Origin of the sequence: Rothia sp. L_38 (assembly GCF_050689125.1) — a bacterium.
Classification (GTDB): Bacteria; Actinomycetota; Actinomycetes; order Actinomycetales; family Micrococcaceae; genus Rothia.
The window spans coordinates 40310-57128 of the sequence record NZ_JBOEQD010000003.1 but is presented as its reverse complement, the minus strand read 5'-3'; the positions used below and the strand labels follow the sequence as shown (position 1 = coordinate 57128).

The 16819-nt window shown below is 56.0% G+C and carries 11 protein-coding genes and 1 CRISPR repeat array; of the genes, 3 read left to right on the top strand and 8 right to left on the bottom strand.

Annotated elements, in window-relative coordinates; all coding sequences use genetic code 11:
* Positions 1-97: 97 nt before the first annotated feature.
* From cas2e to casA, 7 genes are all read right to left on the bottom strand, one after another.
* Positions 98-445: a type I-E CRISPR-associated endoribonuclease Cas2e gene (gene cas2e, locus ACRCJM_RS02835; RefSeq protein WP_431463731.1), complete on the bottom strand. Its 348-nt coding sequence runs from the start codon at positions 443-445 to the stop codon at positions 98-100.
* Positions 442-1374: a type I-E CRISPR-associated endonuclease Cas1e gene (gene cas1e, locus ACRCJM_RS02830; protein ID WP_185173076.1), complete on the bottom strand. Its 933-nt coding sequence runs from the start codon at positions 1372-1374 to the stop codon at positions 442-444. The genes cas2e and cas1e overlap by 4 nt, the downstream gene beginning before the upstream one ends.
* A 66-nt stretch (positions 1375-1440) precedes the next feature.
* Entirely contained in the window at positions 1441-2124 is a 684-nt protein-coding gene (gene cas6e, locus ACRCJM_RS02825) for a type I-E CRISPR-associated protein Cas6/Cse3/CasE (RefSeq protein ID WP_431463730.1), read from the bottom strand.
* A complete protein-coding gene (gene cas5e / locus ACRCJM_RS02820; RefSeq protein ID WP_185173074.1) occupies positions 2121-2828 on the bottom strand; it encodes a type I-E CRISPR-associated protein Cas5/CasD in 708 nt (235 codons plus the stop codon). The genes cas6e and cas5e overlap by 4 nt, the downstream gene beginning before the upstream one ends.
* On the bottom strand, positions 2828-3949 hold the full coding sequence (gene cas7e / locus ACRCJM_RS02815; RefSeq protein ID WP_431463729.1) for a type I-E CRISPR-associated protein Cas7/Cse4/CasC: 1122 nt from the start codon (positions 3947-3949) through the stop codon (positions 2828-2830). Before cas7e ends, cas5e begins: the two co-directional genes overlap by 1 nt.
* A gap of 24 nt (positions 3950-3973) precedes the next feature.
* Positions 3974-4588: a type I-E CRISPR-associated protein Cse2/CasB gene (gene casB, locus ACRCJM_RS02810; protein ID WP_237199526.1), complete on the bottom strand. Its 615-nt coding sequence runs from the start codon at positions 4586-4588 to the stop codon at positions 3974-3976.
* 13 nt (positions 4589-4601) lie between these two features.
* Positions 4602-6290, bottom strand: coding sequence for a type I-E CRISPR-associated protein Cse1/CasA (casA, locus tag ACRCJM_RS02805; RefSeq protein ID WP_185173071.1), 1689 nt, complete (start codon positions 6288-6290; stop codon positions 4602-4604).
* Positions 6291-6916: 626 nt separating this feature from the next.
* Here casA and ACRCJM_RS02800 point away from each other — a divergent pair.
* Both ACRCJM_RS02800 and cas3 read left to right on the top strand, forming a co-directional pair.
* Positions 6917-7249 carry a hypothetical protein gene (locus ACRCJM_RS02800; protein ID WP_431463728.1) on the top strand — a complete coding sequence of 111 codons (333 nt, stop codon included), beginning with the start codon at positions 6917-6919 and terminating at the stop codon, positions 7247-7249.
* Positions 7250-7283: 34 nt separating this feature from the next.
* Positions 7284-10244, top strand: a complete 2961-nt coding sequence (gene cas3 / locus ACRCJM_RS02795) for a CRISPR-associated helicase Cas3' (RefSeq protein WP_185173069.1) — start codon at positions 7284-7286, stop codon at positions 10242-10244.
* A 58-nt stretch (positions 10245-10302) separates the two neighbouring features.
* Positions 10303-12845: direct repeats of the CRISPR family, unit length 28 nt; unit sequence GTGCTCCCCGCGTAGACGGGGATGAGCC.
* A gap of 80 nt (positions 12846-12925) precedes the next feature.
* Here the strand turns inward: cas3 and ACRCJM_RS02790 are convergent.
* Positions 12926-13642 carry a hypothetical protein gene (locus ACRCJM_RS02790; RefSeq protein WP_431463727.1) on the bottom strand — a complete coding sequence of 239 codons (717 nt, stop codon included), beginning with the start codon at positions 13640-13642 and terminating at the stop codon, positions 12926-12928.
* A 336-nt stretch (positions 13643-13978) separates the two neighbouring features.
* Between ACRCJM_RS02790 and acnA the strand changes: the two genes are divergently transcribed.
* Positions 13979-16663, top strand: coding sequence for an aconitate hydratase AcnA (gene acnA / locus ACRCJM_RS02785; protein WP_431463726.1), 2685 nt, complete (start codon positions 13979-13981; stop codon positions 16661-16663).
* The last annotated feature ends 156 nt before the right edge of the window (positions 16664-16819 follow it).

Sequence of the window (16819 nt, the reverse complement as noted above, 5' to 3'; positions counted from 1 at the left end):
GTATTGCCCCACCAGTTTACCGTGTTCCCCGCAAGTGCCCCAGAAAAGCCGAACCTACCAGCCTCTCACACAGAGACAGGACGAGCCGAATTCTGTTCTACGACCTTTTTCGTCCCAACCGGTATCGACTAGCCTTGGACCAGCCACGTTTAGACTCTACCTGCTTGCTGGGTACCGTAGGCCTACGCATTAGGGTTATGCCCTCAAAATCAACGGGATCCCACTGGTGCCGGTGTACTTTGAAATCTAGGCCCTGCTCTGTGTTGGTAGAGAAGACCATAAGCGCCCGACCAGACTGTACCGAAGAAATAATACGCTCCCACAAGTGCTCGCGTACTCGGGCACTGACCTTGCCAACATAGACTCCCGAACTGATTTCTAAAAGCCAACGGGTCAAATCACCGCGTAGAGCAGGCGGACAGTTTGAGAGGATAACAACAATCATGCTTCCTCCCCATAATTTCTCCTGCTTTCTATCGTTTCTTCGCGATCTCCCCAGAGGGCAAGGACGTCGGTATGCCAGTCTTCTTCAGCAATTTCCGAGCTGAGAAGTAGTTTCTGAATATCGCTAGTACAACGTTGCAAGATTTTGCCGTCCCGGAGCTTGTCTCTCACTGCACGGCGGGCTCTGGACGCCACGTCCTCCTTGCTTTCTGCAACAACCTCAAAAGCCGCAGGAATACTTACTTCTGCCTTGTAGAGGTCGGCAATATCATAGATAAAAGACCGGGAATGCCCCGTATGCACAAAGCCTAGACCAGGGGAACAGCCCAAAGAAACTACTACCGCATGAACTATCCCGTAGAGGCAGGCATTCGCTGCCGAGAGAGCCATGTTGATTGCATCTGCGTTATCAAAATCATTGGGGTCGTAGTTACGGTTATCCCAAGGCACACCGGTACGACCAGATTCCTGGCGGTAAATACGGCGTACTCTAGCGCCCTCCTTGCCCCGTAACTGTTGCATTGTTAGTTCCCTGACATCTTCATCGGGGAAGCGCATGTTATACATTTCCTTAGCAACAGCTAGGCGCTTGCGAGTATTACTGACCTTATCTGCCTGGGCCTGAAGCAGACGAGTGGTTTTAGCCAAGGAGCTACCGTGAGCATAGTAGCGTACCCCCTGCTCACCTACCCACACCGCGGTTGCACCGCAGTCGCCAAGTAACATCATGGCGTGGTGGGTAATACGGGTGCCTGGACCAAGCATAAGAGCGCCTAAAGAAGCGGCAGGTATATGCACGGTTCCCTGGCTATTAGTTGCGGTAATAGCGCTGTCTTCTCTATGGATAACGCTGTGCTCAACATAGATAAAGGAAAGCCGGTCAGAACTTCTGGTGAGTTCCTTGGTGGTGGGTGGGGTGGCACCAATCATGGGTTTCTCCTGGATCTGAGAGATATAAAAGAATCTGGGATGCACACAAGTGTGCATCCCAGATTCTTAGGAAGAATTTTTACGGATAGTAAGCAGACCACATCCATAGGCCTTTCCCCTGCCCATGCCCTTGAGTATGGACTCTCGGAAGAGGTCTACATCGGTGATAACAAGAGCCCCGTCAAATTGGGTTTGCCGGAGGGTCACAGAAGCACGTCGTCCGTCATCGTGAGGATTAGCACGGCTAAAACGCTGGTCAGATCGTGAAGTGACAGCTGCCAGGTAACTTCCTGGCTCAGAGCCTTCAGCTACCCTAAAGCCCCATTGCGGAGCCTTATGCACTAGCCAGCCAAGTTGCTGTTCAGCAGTAACATGGGGGACGACCCTACCACGCTTCCCATTTTCTACAGGAAGAGACTTAACCGGGTTTCCAGTTAGCCGGAAGGACCAGGCCTGGCCCTCCCTTAGGCTGGCTAGCAACTTACCAAGATGAGCAACTTCAGCAGGACGTGACTCCCAGCCGGCGGCCTCCTGAATATGCCGTAGATCCGGCTCTTCAGGACTTTGAACGTAGAGGGTATAGGAAGGGCCGTTAACATCGAGCCGCCACAGTACCCGGCTGTCTGCGCTCGCCTGCACATCTGGCGGGAAAGCAGAGAGGACGGCAGCATGCATGGCTTGGGGGCTGGCTATGAGCTTTCGCGCTTCACGACGCTGGGGATTGATGAGTATGCGGGAAAAGAAACTCATGCTTCAGTAACCACCTTCATGAATTCGTCCTCCGGCTCAGTTTCTCCCTCAGGATTGTTGATTTCTAAGGGCTCTGCCCGGAAAACAGACCGTAGCGAATACTGCCGGAACTCTGGATTAAAGCTTACCGGGATATCTCGTAAGGTATCTGCTGGTTCGCCTAGGCGGGCATCGCGCAGGATCGCAAGTGAGACAAGCTCTCCGGCGTTTTGCTGAGCCCACTTGGGTGCGTACCAGGTATTTTCTGCTCGCAGAACTTCTTCCGCGTTGCCCTCTCTGATACCCAGTACTAGATCAGGGTTAGCGGGGCAGGCCCGCCGCCCTAGGTAGAGCGGATAGACAGGACGCCGCAGGGCGGCTTCTAGTTCTTCCAGGAGCGCTTTCTGGGGTGAAGCTAGGGCTACCAGAAAGACAGCATCCGCCAGGTAGTAGCGGGTACTGAGCTGGGAATTTTTGTCCTTACCGAACCAGTTACGGGCCGTGTGATAGTCGCGAGTCAGCTGACCTGGGTGGTCTACCCGCACCGCGAATTCAAGCTGGGCCAGGTCGTCTACGGGCTCTTGACGGTCGCGCCCCAGGGCGGCGGAAAGAAGCCCAATAACTCCTGACTTTGTAGGCTCGTTGTTGGTATGGCGGACCTTGAACCGGCTCTCAGCTCCCCAGGCCTGTAGCGGCGCCTTGAATTTGAGGAGTAGCGAGTACATTAGTCTGCCAGCACCTCGGAAAGATCGCTTTCAACTGCGGAAAGGAGTTCCTTGAGGTTTACGCCCTGGCCAAGGTTTTCTAGGGCATCCTTGAGGTCTCCTACTGCAAGAAAGTAGCTCTTGACGGGCTCCAGACCGTATGTTTCTGCCAGCTCCTGTGCTTCATGGGCTAGGGCAGCGGCTGCCTGGTAACGGCGGCCCTTCTCCGCGCTCTCCTTGACAGGGGTTTCAAAGGCATTGACGTAGGAAACTGGGCGGTCATCACGCAGGGTAACCACTACTGCCTCGGGCAGGGTGCGGTTAGCGAAGCTGTTCTGCTTGCCGGTGGGCATAGCGGTGATGAAGCTCTTGATGAACTGGGTTGCGGCCTCTACAGCGGCCTCCTTGTCACCCAAGTTTGCCTGTAGGCCGGTGAAGTTGATGTTGGCGTAGCGGTAGAGGGTGGAGGACATCATCTCGACGGTGCCAATCATGCCTGCGCCGGTTTCGTCTGCGTCGCGGACAACGTCATCGACTGCGGTGAAGTAGTCGAATTCAGGCTCTGACTCATGAACGCCAATAGCGTGGGCTACCTGGCAGGAGGCATCAACGTTGAAGTCGGGGGCGTCAGCAAGCATACGGCCAAAGAGGGCAATGTCAACGCTGTGCTGTTCGTCCAGGATTTTTTCTACATCCGCTTTTTTCAGTTTGCTGCCTTCAACATCGATGATTGCCTGGGCCAGGCGTGAAATCTGCTGGTTGCTGACCAGCAGAAGATAACCGGATTCCAGGGTCTTCGGCGCCTCTTCTTCTTTCTTCTTTTTGGGCTCAGCCAGGGAAATTTTTACTGTTTTGAAAGCTTCTGCAACCTCGGAAAGAGCCTGGTCATAGTCGTATCCTTCAGAAATTTCCTGAATTTTGGTAACGACTTTTTCGGCTACTCGCTTGGTGCGGATTCCCATCTTATCGGTGTCGAGGTTGGCGACGAAGTCCTGACGAATAGCAGACTTCCAAGCCTGGGAAGAAACACGCTGGCGGGGTACCCCGCCAAAAACAGCAGACTTGGGGGAGCCCGTATCGTCGCGGTTGATGTTGGAGGGGGGAAGGGTCTGTAGGGCGTGGATATCGATGTAGAAGCTCATGATTTCTCCTTTTAGTTTCTTGGGTTAGTTGTTGGTAGAGGTATTTGCTGGGCGGCGAGTGTAGCCGTAGGCAAAGTCTCGGCTCCAGCGGGTAATGACTTTTGCACGGTGCCTGGGGTGCTGGAGCCAGTAGAGGTCGGTAGTGAACCTTCCATAGTCGAAGGTTAGTTCTTCCTGTTTGAGGAGCTGAACCAGGGAACGAGCGTGGTAGACGATACCGCTAAAGTTCCTTGCCTGAAGTAGGGCATCAAAGCGTTTTTTGATGGAGGGGGTGCGCTTTGCAACAAGCTGTCCTATTGAGTAACCAAAGCTAATGTCTTTGGTGTGCATGTTTCTTTGCTCTGATTGCTGGTGGACAGCGTAGAGGGTGAGGGCCATGTAGGTGGCTAGTTCACCGTAGCTGGCTTCGTCTCCTCGGCCTCGGTAGTTATCTGGAAAGTCGATATTTTCATCGCCGGTGAGGACATACTGCCAGGCTAGCGGGTTTTTAGCAGGATCTTGACCTACTGCTTGACGAAGGTCGCTCAGCTCTTTTTTGGACGCTGAGGAACCTGCATTGTGTCCTCCGTAGAGGCGATGGATTTTGTGGGTGACAAAGTTATAGAGGGTAGGTGTCACCGTCTCAGAAGGATGAGACATCGTTGCCTTCTTTCTACTGGGTTTTGTCTTCGTAGGCTAGAGGAAAAATCTTTTTGAACTCGCGATGGCAGGCTCGTTGGGCTGTTGCTGCACTGATGAGTTTGTCATCCTTGATCCTGCCGATGAGGGCTTTCGAGCTTGCACCGATGAGCATATTTTCTACTTCCCGTTTGAAGAAGGAAGAGGCAAGTTTCTGCCAGCTTTCCTTAAGCTCTTGTGGATTTGCTTCGTGGGTAACCTGGGAAAGCCAGATGCGGAATTCCTTTTCGAGCCTGTGAAGTACAGCTTCGGTTGCCGCTGGCTGGAATTCGTAGCTTTGACCGGCAGCTTCCAGCAGACTTCCGGCGAAGCGTCCCAGCTGGATTGCAGCGTCCATACTCTTTTGGGAGTTTTCAAGGATGGCTGCTGTATGTTCTGGGAATTCATCGGTTAGCAGGGCTAGTTCTACGGGAATTGATTCATCGATGGTGGATTCGATAACAGCGTTTTGGTTGCCGTAGACAACTCCTACTAGCTGGACCTGTACCTTCATATTGTGAGGAAAGTAGCGGCTGAGGTCTTGTATAGTTTGAGGTTTTTTGGGCGCGTATTCGTCCCCGCCTTGGTTAGGACTTAAGACCAGGAGAGCATCTAAGCCTCGCCAGAAGGTACGCTCCTGGTTGTGCTGTAGAGGCATCCAGATTTCCTGTCCCTTTTTAGACTGGTTTTTGCTGTAGCGAAGGCCGGTCCAGGGGTCTTCACAGCCGATGCCGTCTTGGAATTTCTCAGAAGCCTTATCTCCATTGGAGACAAGAACTCCGGTAACTTGACCGTTCTTGGGGAACAGCCGGACGCGCCGGGATTGCCAGGTGAGGGTGTCACAAGGTCCGGTAGGAGTGGTTATCTCTTTGGGGTAGCTTCTGGGGGCAGCGCCATCAAAGGGTTCTCGTTCCCAAACGGGTAAGTCATTGGCGATTTTGAAATCTTCCTCCCCGTTCTCGTTAATGGTCGGCTCAAAGAGTCGGCTGATAGGCAGGTTGAGGAGGAGAGTCTCAAAGATGTTTTCTCCGTGAAGAATAACCCTTCCTGTGGCGCCTTGCCAACCAACACCAATGGGATATCCTCGGCCACCTTTGACGCGCGGGTCACCTACTGCACCGGATTTAATGCCGGAATAGTCGTAGGCCTGTACAGTGATAAGCTTTCGGGCTGCATCGGCATAGTCTAGGGTTCCTTTGCCACTAGCTGCGCGCATGGAAAAGTGATCTGAATCAGAGTCTAGGAGAATGCGGGAAACAGGGGAGAAAGTGCTCTTTTCAGTATGTAGGTCTGCTACCTGCATGAAGGGGTGCTCTGGATGGAAGAGTTCAAAGTAGGGTTTGATGTCTTCATGCTGGAGGTAGTCCAGTACGAAATCAAAGTTGCCTACTTTCTTCTCTCTGAGGGTGGCTATCCAATTTCGACGGGCTTCAGTTCCAAAGGCTGCTAGGTCAAAGTCTTCGGCGTCTGCGAAGTGGAAGAAGGACGAGCGTAGAAGAATGGGCTCTAAGAAAGCCAGCATAGCGGAGTCTTCTAGTGCGCTTTCATGAGCAAGCTTGGTAATGGAATAGCCTTCGCGGAAGAGCTGCTCTAAAGAAACAAGTTCTAGCTCACCGGCTGTCTTCTGAACCTTAATCCAGGGTGAATCTACGAGATTAAATTGGGGAATGGTGTCTTCGCTCACTCTATCCTCCTAAAATTTTGTCTAGGGGCTGTGTGGGCGAGTCTTGATGGCGTCATCGCCCTGCGTTCTTGAGTAAGAGCCTAATTCTGTCTAGAGCGGCATGTCAAGGGGTTCTAGATATTTAATTTACAAGTTCATTACTTTTTGCTCTTCGGGTAGGATAAGAGTATCTCGTCTTCGCGAGGAGCATGAGGTGATCCCTGGATAGATACTTCATCTACAAGGGGTCATCACCGTATAGGCGGTGCTTTTCTAGGTTACATGAGGATTTTGGGTGGGGCTGTCGTTCACCTGCAGATTTACCCCCCCCCCCGACTCGAAGGAATATTGTGATACATTAATGATGAAGGTAATTTTTCTTCCCAGCGCTTCCAAGCATGGCTACACGGAAGCAGATGCCCTGTGCGCTATAAAGAACTACCAGCACTATCTTTCAGCCTTTGAACCTTCGCGCATAGCGCATCTACCAGACCCGAATCTCTACATCGGCCCAGCGCTCAACGGTGATCTGCTAGAGGTCTTTACCTACGTGATAGACCCTCAAACCGTTATCTTCCACTGTATGAAGTTACGGGGGAAGACCTACATGCGTGCTGTGCAAAACTCTGAGGAAAGGAGCTACCAAGGTGACTAAGGAATACAGCCTGGAGGAACTAGAGGCTATTGGCCAGAAGCTATCTTCTTGGGTGGAGTCTGACGAATATTTTGAAACTTTAGAGAACGCCCAATTCCAGGGCCGCACCTCCGAGGGGGTTGCTCAAGCGGAGGCAATAGTGCAGGCTGCTAGCCGAGGCCGTCCTTCTCTCGCCGCAGAGATAGATGGCAAGTCTCCCACTATCAATGCGCGAGTAACCCCAGACCTTAAAGAACGCCTAGCAGCCTACGCAAAAGAGCGGAAGGTTAAGCCCTCTGTTGTGGTGAGAGAAGCCCTAGAACAATATCTGCCCCGTTCTGCCTAGTAGTTGACGAGCGCCCCGAAAGGATAACGCCACTGTGAAGACTAACCCTATCGAATCCTTATCTGCTGGTGCTCAAACTTTTTGGGCCAAGACAGGGCAGGAAGAATCACCCGCAACAGGAATGAGCCTAGCCCAGCATATGCTGGATAGTTCCCAGGTGGCCCACTATCTGTGGGAGAACTGGCTATCCGACGGCAGCAAACAGTGGATTCAAAAAAGCCTGAACCTTGAAGAAGCTGAAGCCCAAGCCCTTGTTTCCTGGTTGGTGGGAACCCACGATATTGGTAAAGCTAGCCCAGAATTCGCTGGGCAGCTAGATGCGCGTCAAAATATTGACCTTCTGGTTTACCGCCAAAGGATTGAGGACGCTGGGTATGACTTTATGCTAGACCTCACCAAGGTAACAGACCGTTGCCCTCACTCCCGCTACAGCTATAGCATTATCAGGCACTGGCTGGCACAGAAGTACCCTGCTGTTTCTGAAACAAGCGTCAACAGTCTGGCCCAGGTGAGCGGCTCCCATCACGGCAAACCTGCGGCCGCCTACGCTGAGGGCAGGGACACCGAGCTTGTTCAACGCGTCCTGCAAGACACAAAATTTAAGAACTGGCTAGAAGCCTGGGACGAGTTGCTCAGCTTCATCGAAAGAACCACGGAGGCAGGCCACGCTATCCTAAAAGCCTTAGAAAACGGCGGCTTGAAACCTGACCTCCAATTCTTCATTACCGGGCTAACCATCATGTGCGACTGGATAGCTTCCAACCCCGACTACTTCCCCTACGGGCAGGTTACCCACCAGGAAACCCGACCCCAAGAGGCCTTTGAAAAGCTAAACCTTAGCCAGCCCTGGCAACCTGAAGACCTCAGCGCTTTGAGCCCAGAAGAAATCTATTCCAGCAGATTCTCCCTCCCACCAGGTGCTACCCTGCGTCCCATGCAAAAGGTCGTAGTGGAGGCCGCCCGCTCCCTCCAAAGCACCGGGCTTATGTGCATTGAAGCCCCCATGGGCCAGGGAAAAACAGAAGCAGGCCTGGTTGCCGCAGAGATCCTAGCTCACACCACCGGCAAAAACGGCCTGATGTTTGCCGCACCCACCCAAGCCACCGCGGATGCCCTCTTTGACCGTGTCGCGGACTGGGGGCGAAAAGCCGCCCACGGTAACGAGACAATCTCCATGTTCCTTGGGCATTCAAAAAGCAATCTCAACGAAAATTTTAGTCGTATGCGGTTTGCAGGTATCCACGCTGATGAGGGGCGTAAAGGCCACCAGGAAGAGGCTCGGGTTATTGCGCATCAGTGGTTTTCCCGCAAGAAAGGAGTGCTCTCTAATTTTGTAGTGGGCACTGTAGACCAGGTACTGATGATGGCGCTCGCCAGCAAACATGTGATGCTGCGGCACTTGGGGTTGGGCGAGAAAGTGTTGGTTATCGACGAGGTTCACGCCTACGACGCCTACATGAATGTTTATCTTGAAAATGCCTTGGAATGGTTGGGCAGGATGCAGGCCCCCGTGATTCTGATGTCTGCTACCTTGCCAGGGGTAGCTAGGCAGAAGCTGATGCAGGCTTACGCTCGGGGGCTGGGTTTCCGTAAGTCTAAGCCAGGTGTGGTGCCTGCTAGGAGAAGTAGGCGCGGGGGAGCTGCTAAAGTCTCTCAGCCTGTTGTGGAGAGCGTGGATCTTTCCTACCCCGTGATTCATACAGTCTCCATTGAAAACGCGGGTGAACCCAGGAAGTGGGAGATCGAACAGCCTAAGGAACAACAGGAATTTTCACTCAGGCTCATTGATGATTCCTTTGCTGAGCTAGATAGTGTGCTTGCGCCCCTCGAAAATAATGGGGGATGTGCCGCCATTATCTGTAATACGGTGAGCCGGGCCCAGGAAGTCTATGAACACTTGCAGGGGATCTTTGCTCCGCATGAGCTGATGCTGGTACATTCTCGTTTCATTGCGCGCGACCGCGTCAAAAATGAGAAGGTGCTTGTTGAAGCTTTGGGCAAAAAGAGCCGTGCTGGAGCCGGGCGTCCCGAGCGTTTTGTGGTCGTGGGGACGCAAGTCATTGAGCAGTCTCTAGACATTGACTTTGACGTGATGATTACGGACCACGCCCCGGTAGACCTTGTACTACAGCGTATGGGGCGTTTGCACCGTCATGACAGGGCAGGGGAGAGGGCACCCCACCATCTTGACCCGGTGTGCTACGTGCGCGGTGTCCAAGAACTTGGAACTGAAAATGCCGCCCCTGTCTTTACTGAATCTGCTGAAAAAATTTATGACAGGTCGATTCTGCTATCAAGCTATGCCCAGCTGATGCCTCATTTTGAGGGTAAGAAACTTCAGATTCCTGCTGATATAAGCGCACTGGTGCAGGGCGCTTACTCTGCTCAGGCATCTGTTCCTGAGGGCTGGGCTGAAACCTACGCGGAGGCCGTCCAGGAATGGAAGAGCAAGGAAGCAGAGAGCCGGAGAAAAGCAGGCGCGTACTCTATGCGCCCTGGCTCAGGCATCGACTATTTGTGTGATTTCTTTGGTGAAAAGGGTGTAATGGGCGATGCCGATGAGCTGAAATCTCAGGCTAAAGTGCGTGATACGGACGATACCTTGGAAGTGCTGGTGGTGCAGTCGGACGATGGTGGCCAGACCTACCGGCCACTGGGTGATGAATACGTGGATCTAATGTTTGAGGCTGACGCTTTAGAGAAACCTGATTGGAAACTGGCGAACGTGCTCGCAGGGTCTTCTATCCGTTTGCCCTACCAGTTTGCGGATAAGGGGTGGGCACCTAACAAGAATCCTTTTGACCTGGCCCTTAAGGCTTTAGAAACGAATCAATTTTCTGCCTGGCAACAGCATCACCTACTGAAAGGGGAGCTGGTGCTTCTGCTAGATACCAATATGGAATGTTCCTTAGCCGGGTACAGGTTGCGCTATTCGCAGGAACTGGGCTTGGAAGTTCTTCGGGAAGCAGATTCGGGTATGATTATCGAGGGCTAGCCGGCTAAAAGTAAAGTAAATTTCCTTGTTGTCTCGGTGTTCTACCATGTCAGCAAGTGTGCTCCCCGCGTAGACGGGGATGAGCCGTAGTACGCGGGCACGTGGGCGGGGCCACGGAAGTGCTCCCCGCGTAGACGGGGATGAGCCTTAGTGAGATGACCACCGGCCTGCAAAACCGTGGTGCTCCCCGCGTAGACGGGGATGAGCCGACCGGCTACCTGATTCGCTCGGTGGTCCACAAGTGCTCCCCGCGTAGACGGGGATGAGCCCGAGTCAGCCGCAGTTGTGGCTGCATGGCTCGAGTGCTCCCCGCGTAGACGGGGATGAGCCGGTGCGCCTCCCCCCGGTTATGCGCGTCATGCCGTGCTCCCCGCGTAGACGGGGATGAGCCGAAGCTGAGGCTTCAGGCCGTAGCTGAAGCCAAGTGCTCCCCGCGTAGACGGGGATGAGCCGTACTCACCTATATGGTGACCGCATCCGGCGTCGTGCTCCCCGCGTAGACGGGGATGAGCCCGTCACGCGCTCCTACGAGCTGACGAACCAGCAGTGCTCCCCGCGTAGACGGGGATGAGCCCACAATTTCCGTCGTAGCCGATGCTTATGCTTAGTGCTCCCCGCGTAGACGGGGATGAGCCTCCGCCCATATTGAACATGTCAGCGTTACCCGTGTGCTCCCCGCGTAGACGGGGATGAGCCGTTCAGCAGCGAGTCACTTCCGCCTTTGCTGCGGTGCTCCCCGCGTAGACGGGGATGAGCCGGGGTACTCTACGCTGTATTGCTGGAACTTTGGGTGCTCCCCGCGTAGACGGGGATGAGCCGGAGCCCACCATGAACACCACCGCCAACACCCGCCACGCTCGCGGGGGGTGCTCCCCGCGTAGACGGGGATGAGCCGCTAGTGCCACTCTCGCCCAGTGGTGCGCGGGCGTGCTCCCCGCGTAGACGGGGATGAGCCGATTAGCGCCGGGTTAGAAGAGCTGAACATCACGTGCTCCCCGCGTAGACGGGGATGAGCCGGCACGCAGCGCCGGGGTGATTTCAGACCGGAAGTGCTCCCCGCGTAGACGGGGATGAGCCGAGTGGGGAGTATTCGCGGAGGGTGTCGAGCATGTGCTCCCCGCGTAGACGGGGATGAGCCGCCCACCGTCGCCGAGATCACCGCAGGCAAGGAGTGCTCCCCGCGTAGACGGGGATGAGCCGCTGTGAGCCCTCAACCAGCTCGACAAGCTCCAGTGCTCCCCGCGTAGACGGGGATGAGCCGAGAGCCGTCCTTACCCATTGACTGAGTGTAGGGTGCTCCCCGCGTAGACGGGGATGAGCCGGAAGTCGCCAAGGCTTCGAAGATAGCGCCAAGGTGCTCCCCGCGTAGACGGGGATGAGCCGGGGTGATAGCACCGTAAAAAACAGGCTGCTGGGTGCTCCCCGCGTAGACGGGGATGAGCCGGCTGAGAAGAAGGTGAGCGCTCTTGACCAACTGTGCTCCCCGCGTAGACGGGGATGAGCCGGGCTATGGCGCGAGCTGAGAGTGACATGGTGGGTGCTCCCCGCGTAGACGGGGATGAGCCTAAGCCCCAGATAGTCAATAACGATTAGGGCGTGTGCTCCCCGCGTAGACGGGGATGAGCCGTCCAGCTTGAGGGTGTCAGCCTGAGCAGCAGGGTGCTCCCCGCGTAGACGGGGATGAGCCGTGAACTCAAAGTCATAAAAAGCCCCCGATAACGTGCTCCCCGCGTAGACGGGGATGAGCCGGGCGCGGAGAAAGCCGCCACTGACGCGGCAGTGTGCTCCCCGCGTAGACGGGGATGAGCCGCTAGTGCCACTCTCGCCCAGTGGTGCGCGGGCGTGCTCCCCGCGTAGACGGGGATGAGCCTACAAGGCCCTTGCAAAAAGAGCGGGGCTAAAGTGCTCCCCGCGTAGACGGGGATGAGCCGAAATCACGGCCATGACCGATGAAGAATTCCAGGTGCTCCCCGCGTAGACGGGGATGAGCCGTTATGAGTACGCCACCGGACCATGGCTCCCACGTGCTCCCCGCGTAGACGGGGATGAGCCGGCAACGAACCGAACGGAACGAAGCCACCAGAGGTGCTCCCCGCGTAGACGGGGATGAGCCGTAAGAGCAGCAGCGAGAGAGAGTGTGTGAGAGGTGCTCCCCGCGTAGACGGGGATGAGCCGAGGAAAAGGCGAGGAAGAAGAAAGAAGAAGACGTGCTCCCCGCGTAGACGGGGATGAGCCCGCTTCAACACCCATTTGAGCGCTGAAGCTACAGTGCTCCCCGCGTAGACGGGGATGAGCCTACGAATTTCCCTGGTTCCCAGCGTCCGTCCTTGTGCTCCCCGCGTAGACGGGGATGAGCCGTGCACCATAAATGCACCATGCGGGGGCGGGTGGTGCTCCCCGCGTAGACGGGGATGAGCCGGTTGTGCGCGGTCAGAGCACTGTGATTGACCCGTGCTCCCCGCGTAGACGGGGATGAGCCCACGGATATGAAGTGGGCCCTGGATTATGACTAGTGCTCCCCGCGTAGACGGGGATGAGCCCATGTAGGGCTGGAAGTCGAAGATGTCCTTGTTGTGCTCCCCGCGTAGACGGGGATGAGCTAGAACGTGAATCCTACCTTCGGCTTATCTCAAGAGTGCCACCCGCGCGGACTGGGAAAGCCAGTAAGCAGGCTGGTTAGCCTAGCGGGTGCGGGCAGGGGCAAAAAGCCCGTAGATACCCAGTGCGCCGAGCACCAGGGTAGCTACCCCAAATGGAACAGCTGTGGGGGAGTAGTCAGCACCGCTGGTTATAAAGGTATCAGCCAGCCCCACGCCCATGTGCCAGCCCCACCCCAAATGGAGAAGGAAGCAAGCGATAGCTACAGCAAGAGAACAGAAACCAATAGCGCGCTTGGTGCTGTAGGATGCCATGCCCCGCAACCACTCGTGCACGTTCGGCAGGGCGGCTAAAAGAAGTGCAACGATAAAGCCCCACACAATTACGACAAGGAGGCTAAATTGGTTGGTCTCCTTCATCAGGCTGTAAATCTCGCTGAGGGTGTAGCCTGGGGCTGTTGCTAGGGGGTTCCACCAAAAGACATGCAAACCGTAGTAGATAGCTAACACCAGCCCCAACCCACAAAAGGAAAGAGGCAGACGGACGCCCGGGGTCGGCTTAACATACTCCCTGCTGGTTTTCGTTTCAGCGGATGTACTGTGAAAAATCTCGGTGATACCCACTCCCAATAGGGAAGCGGCACCTGCAAGGAAAGAAAGCACTGCCGCCCAGTTGATGAGGGACGCGAACTGAATTGAGGCGGGGAAGGGAAGCGCTAGAGCTACCGAGATGGCCAGCGCAAAAACCGCAGCACTACCGATAAGAAGCCACCGAAAGGCTACATTGAGTGTGTTTGCCACAGGCCTAGTTTGTGCCCGGTGCAGGTGTCCAGGAGAAACTGTCATGCCCCTATTCTGGCACGAGAACGCAATATATTAACGGCATATTTTCCTTGCCAAAGCCGGAAAGTCGCGCTCGAGGTGGAGCGGGCGTCCGCTACCTGAAACATGCAGACGAAACATTTGCTTACGAACCGTCTTCAAAATATGTGAACAACGTGATACGCGGTACACTAAAAGGCAGTGGCCTCGTGCCCACAGGCTCAACAGCGAGCATCACACACCCGTCGCGCAGACGCGACGGTGCCCACCGGCGCACGAGCCAATCGCAAGACAGTGTCGAGAGGAGTCCCACATATGAGCACTGTGGATAGCTTCGGTTCAAAGGGCGTACTTTCCGTCAACGGAACCGACTATGAAATTTTCCGTCTAAAGGCAGTAGAAGGCTCACAGAAGCTGCCTTACTCCCTGAAGGTTCTACTCGAAAACCTTCTGCGCACCGAAGACGGTGCCAACATCACCGAAGGCCACATCAAGGCACTCGCCAACTGGGATCCCTCAGCGGAACCCGACACCGAAATCCAGTTCACCCCCGCCCGCGTCATCATGCAGGACTTCACCGGCGTACCCTGTGTCGTTGACCTTGCCACCATGCGCGAGGCCGTGAAGGAACTGGGCGGCGACCCCTCAAAGATCAACCCCCTGGCACCTGCCGAACTGGTCATCGACCACTCCGTGCAGATCGATACCTTCGGCACCGCCGACGCCATCACCCGCAACATGGACATCGAATACCAGCGCAACGGCGAACGCTACAAGTTCCTGCGCTGGGGCCAGACCGCCTTCGACGACTTCAAGGTCGTTCCTCCCGGCATGGGTATCGTGCACCAGGTCAACATCGAATACCTGGCCCGCACCATCATGGCCCGCGAGGTCAACGGCGTCCTGCGCGCCTACCCCGACACCGTTGTAGGCACCGACTCCCACACCACCATGGTTAACGGTCTGGGCGTTCTCGGCTGGGGCGTTGGCGGCATCGAAGCTGAAGCAGCAATGCTCGGCCAGCCCGTCTCCATGCTGATTCCCCGCGTCGTCGGCTTCAAGCTCACCGGCTCCATCCCCTCCGGCGCAACCGCAACCGACGTCGTCCTCACCATCACCGAAATGCTGCGCGAACACGGTGTCGTCGGCAAGTTCGTTGAATTCTACGGCGAAGGCGTCGGCCAGGTGCCCCTGGCAAACCGTGCAACCATCGGTAACATGAGCCCCGAATTCGGCTCCACCGCCGCCATGTTCCCCATCGACGAGAAGACCCTCGAATACCTGCGCCTGACCGGCCGCAGCGAAGAGCAGGTCGCCCTGGTTGAGGCCTACACCAAGGAACAGGGCCTCTGGCACGACCCCTCCGTCGACGTCGAATACTCCGAGTACCTGGAACTGGACCTCTCCACCGTGGTCCCCTCTATCGCAGGCCCCAAGCGTCCCCAGGACCGCATCCTGCTCTCAGAGTCCAAGAGCCAGTTCGAATCAGACATCAAGAACTACGCCAAGGACGGCGAGACCGACAAGTCAGCCCAGGTCTCCATGGCCGACGGCCGCGAGTTCGAGCTCAAGAACGGTGCGGTGTCCATCGCCTCGATTACCTCCTGCACCAACACCTCCAACCCCTCGGTCATGATGGCAGCAGGCGTCCTCGCCCGCAACGCCGCCGCCAAGGGCCTGACCGCAAAGCCCTGGGTCAAGACCTCCATTGCCCCCGGTTCAAAGGTCGTCACCGACTACTACGAGAAGGCAGGCCTGCTGCCTGACCTCGAGAAGCTGGGCTTCTACGTCGTTGGCTACGGCTGTGCCACCTGCATCGGTAACTCCGGCCCCCTGGAGCCCGAGATTTCAGAGGTCATCCAGAGCGAAGACCTGTCAGTCACCGCGGTTCTCTCGGGTAACCGCAACTTCGAAGGCCGTATCTCACCGGACGTCAAGATGAACTACCTGGCCTCACCGCCGCTGGTCATCGCCTACGCCCTGGCCGGTACCATGGACTTCGATTTCGAGAAGGACTCCCTGGGCACCGACGCCGATGGCAACGAGGTCTTCCTCAAGGACATCTGGCCCGACCCCGAAGAAGTACAGAAGATTATCGACGAATCAGTCGATACCGACATGTACACCAAGGAATATGGCACCATCTTCGACGGTGACGAGCGCTGGCAGGCCCTGGAGACCCCCACCGGCTCCACCTTCGAGTGGGACGACAAGTCCACTTACGTGCGCAAGCCCCCGTACTTCGAGGGCATGACCATGGAAACCACCCCCGTTGAGGACATCAAGGGCGCCCGCGTGCTGCTCAAGCTGGGCGACTCGGTCACCACCGACCACATCTCACCGGCCGGTTCCTTCAAGTCAGACACCCCCGCAGGTAAGTACCTGATTGAAAACGGTGTTGAGCGCAAGGACTTCAACTCCTACGGCTCCCGCCGCGGTAACCACGAGGTCATGATTCGCGGTACCTTCGCCAACATCCGTATCAAGAACCAGCTTCTGGACGGCGTTGAAGGCGGTTTCACCCGCGACTTCACCCAGGGCGGCGAACAGTCCACCGTCTACGATGCCTCCATGAACTACCAGGCTGCTGGCATTCCGCTGGTTGTTCTGGGCGGTAAGGAATACGGTACCGGTTCATCTCGTGACTGGGCTGCTAAGGGCACCACCCTGCTGGGCGTCAAGGCAGTTATCGCTGAGTCCTTCGAGCGTATCCACCGTTCAAACCTGATCGGTATGGGCGTTGTGCCCCTGCAGTTCCCCGCCGGTGAGTCCCACGAGTCACTCGGCCTGACCGGTACCGAAACTTTCGATATCACCGGCCTGACCGAACTGAACGAGGGCACCACTCCCAAGACCCTCAAGGTCACCGCCACCGCTGAAGACGGCAAGGTCACCGAGTTCGACGCTGTAGTTCGCATCGACACCCCCGGTGAAGCCGACTACTACCGCAACGGCGGCATCTTGCAGTACGTTCTGCGTAACCTGGTCCGCGGCTCCTAAGTTCTAGAGCGCTAACAGGTTCACGGTCTGTGGCCCCCACTTTTCAGTGGGGGCCACAGACCTTTTTGTTTGTTTTCTATAGAGTTGGGACCAGATAACTGTTCGAAGTATCGGTAGGCATTGAGGATTTGGGGAGGAATCTGGTCCCTTATGTGT

Coding starts and splice junctions, on each gene's coding strand:
- cas7e (WP_431463729.1), bottom strand. CDS start 3,949: ATGAGCTTCTACATCGATATCCACGCCCTACAGACCCTTCCCCCCTCC.
- cas5e (WP_185173074.1), bottom strand. CDS start 2,828: ATGTACTCGCTACTCCTCAAATTCAAGGCGCCGCTACAGGCCTGGGGA.
- cas2e (WP_431463731.1), bottom strand. CDS start 445: ATGATTGTTGTTATCCTCTCAAACTGTCCGCCTGCTCTACGCGGTGAT.
- cas6e (WP_431463730.1), bottom strand. CDS start 2,124: ATGAGTTTCTTTTCCCGCATACTCATCAATCCCCAGCGTCGTGAAGCG.
- acnA (WP_431463726.1), top strand. CDS start 13,979: ATGAGCACTGTGGATAGCTTCGGTTCAAAGGGCGTACTTTCCGTCAAC.
- casB (WP_237199526.1), bottom strand. CDS start 4,588: ATGTCTCATCCTTCTGAGACGGTGACACCTACCCTCTATAACTTTGTC.
- cas1e (WP_185173076.1), bottom strand. CDS start 1,374: ATGATTGGTGCCACCCCACCCACCACCAAGGAACTCACCAGAAGTTCT.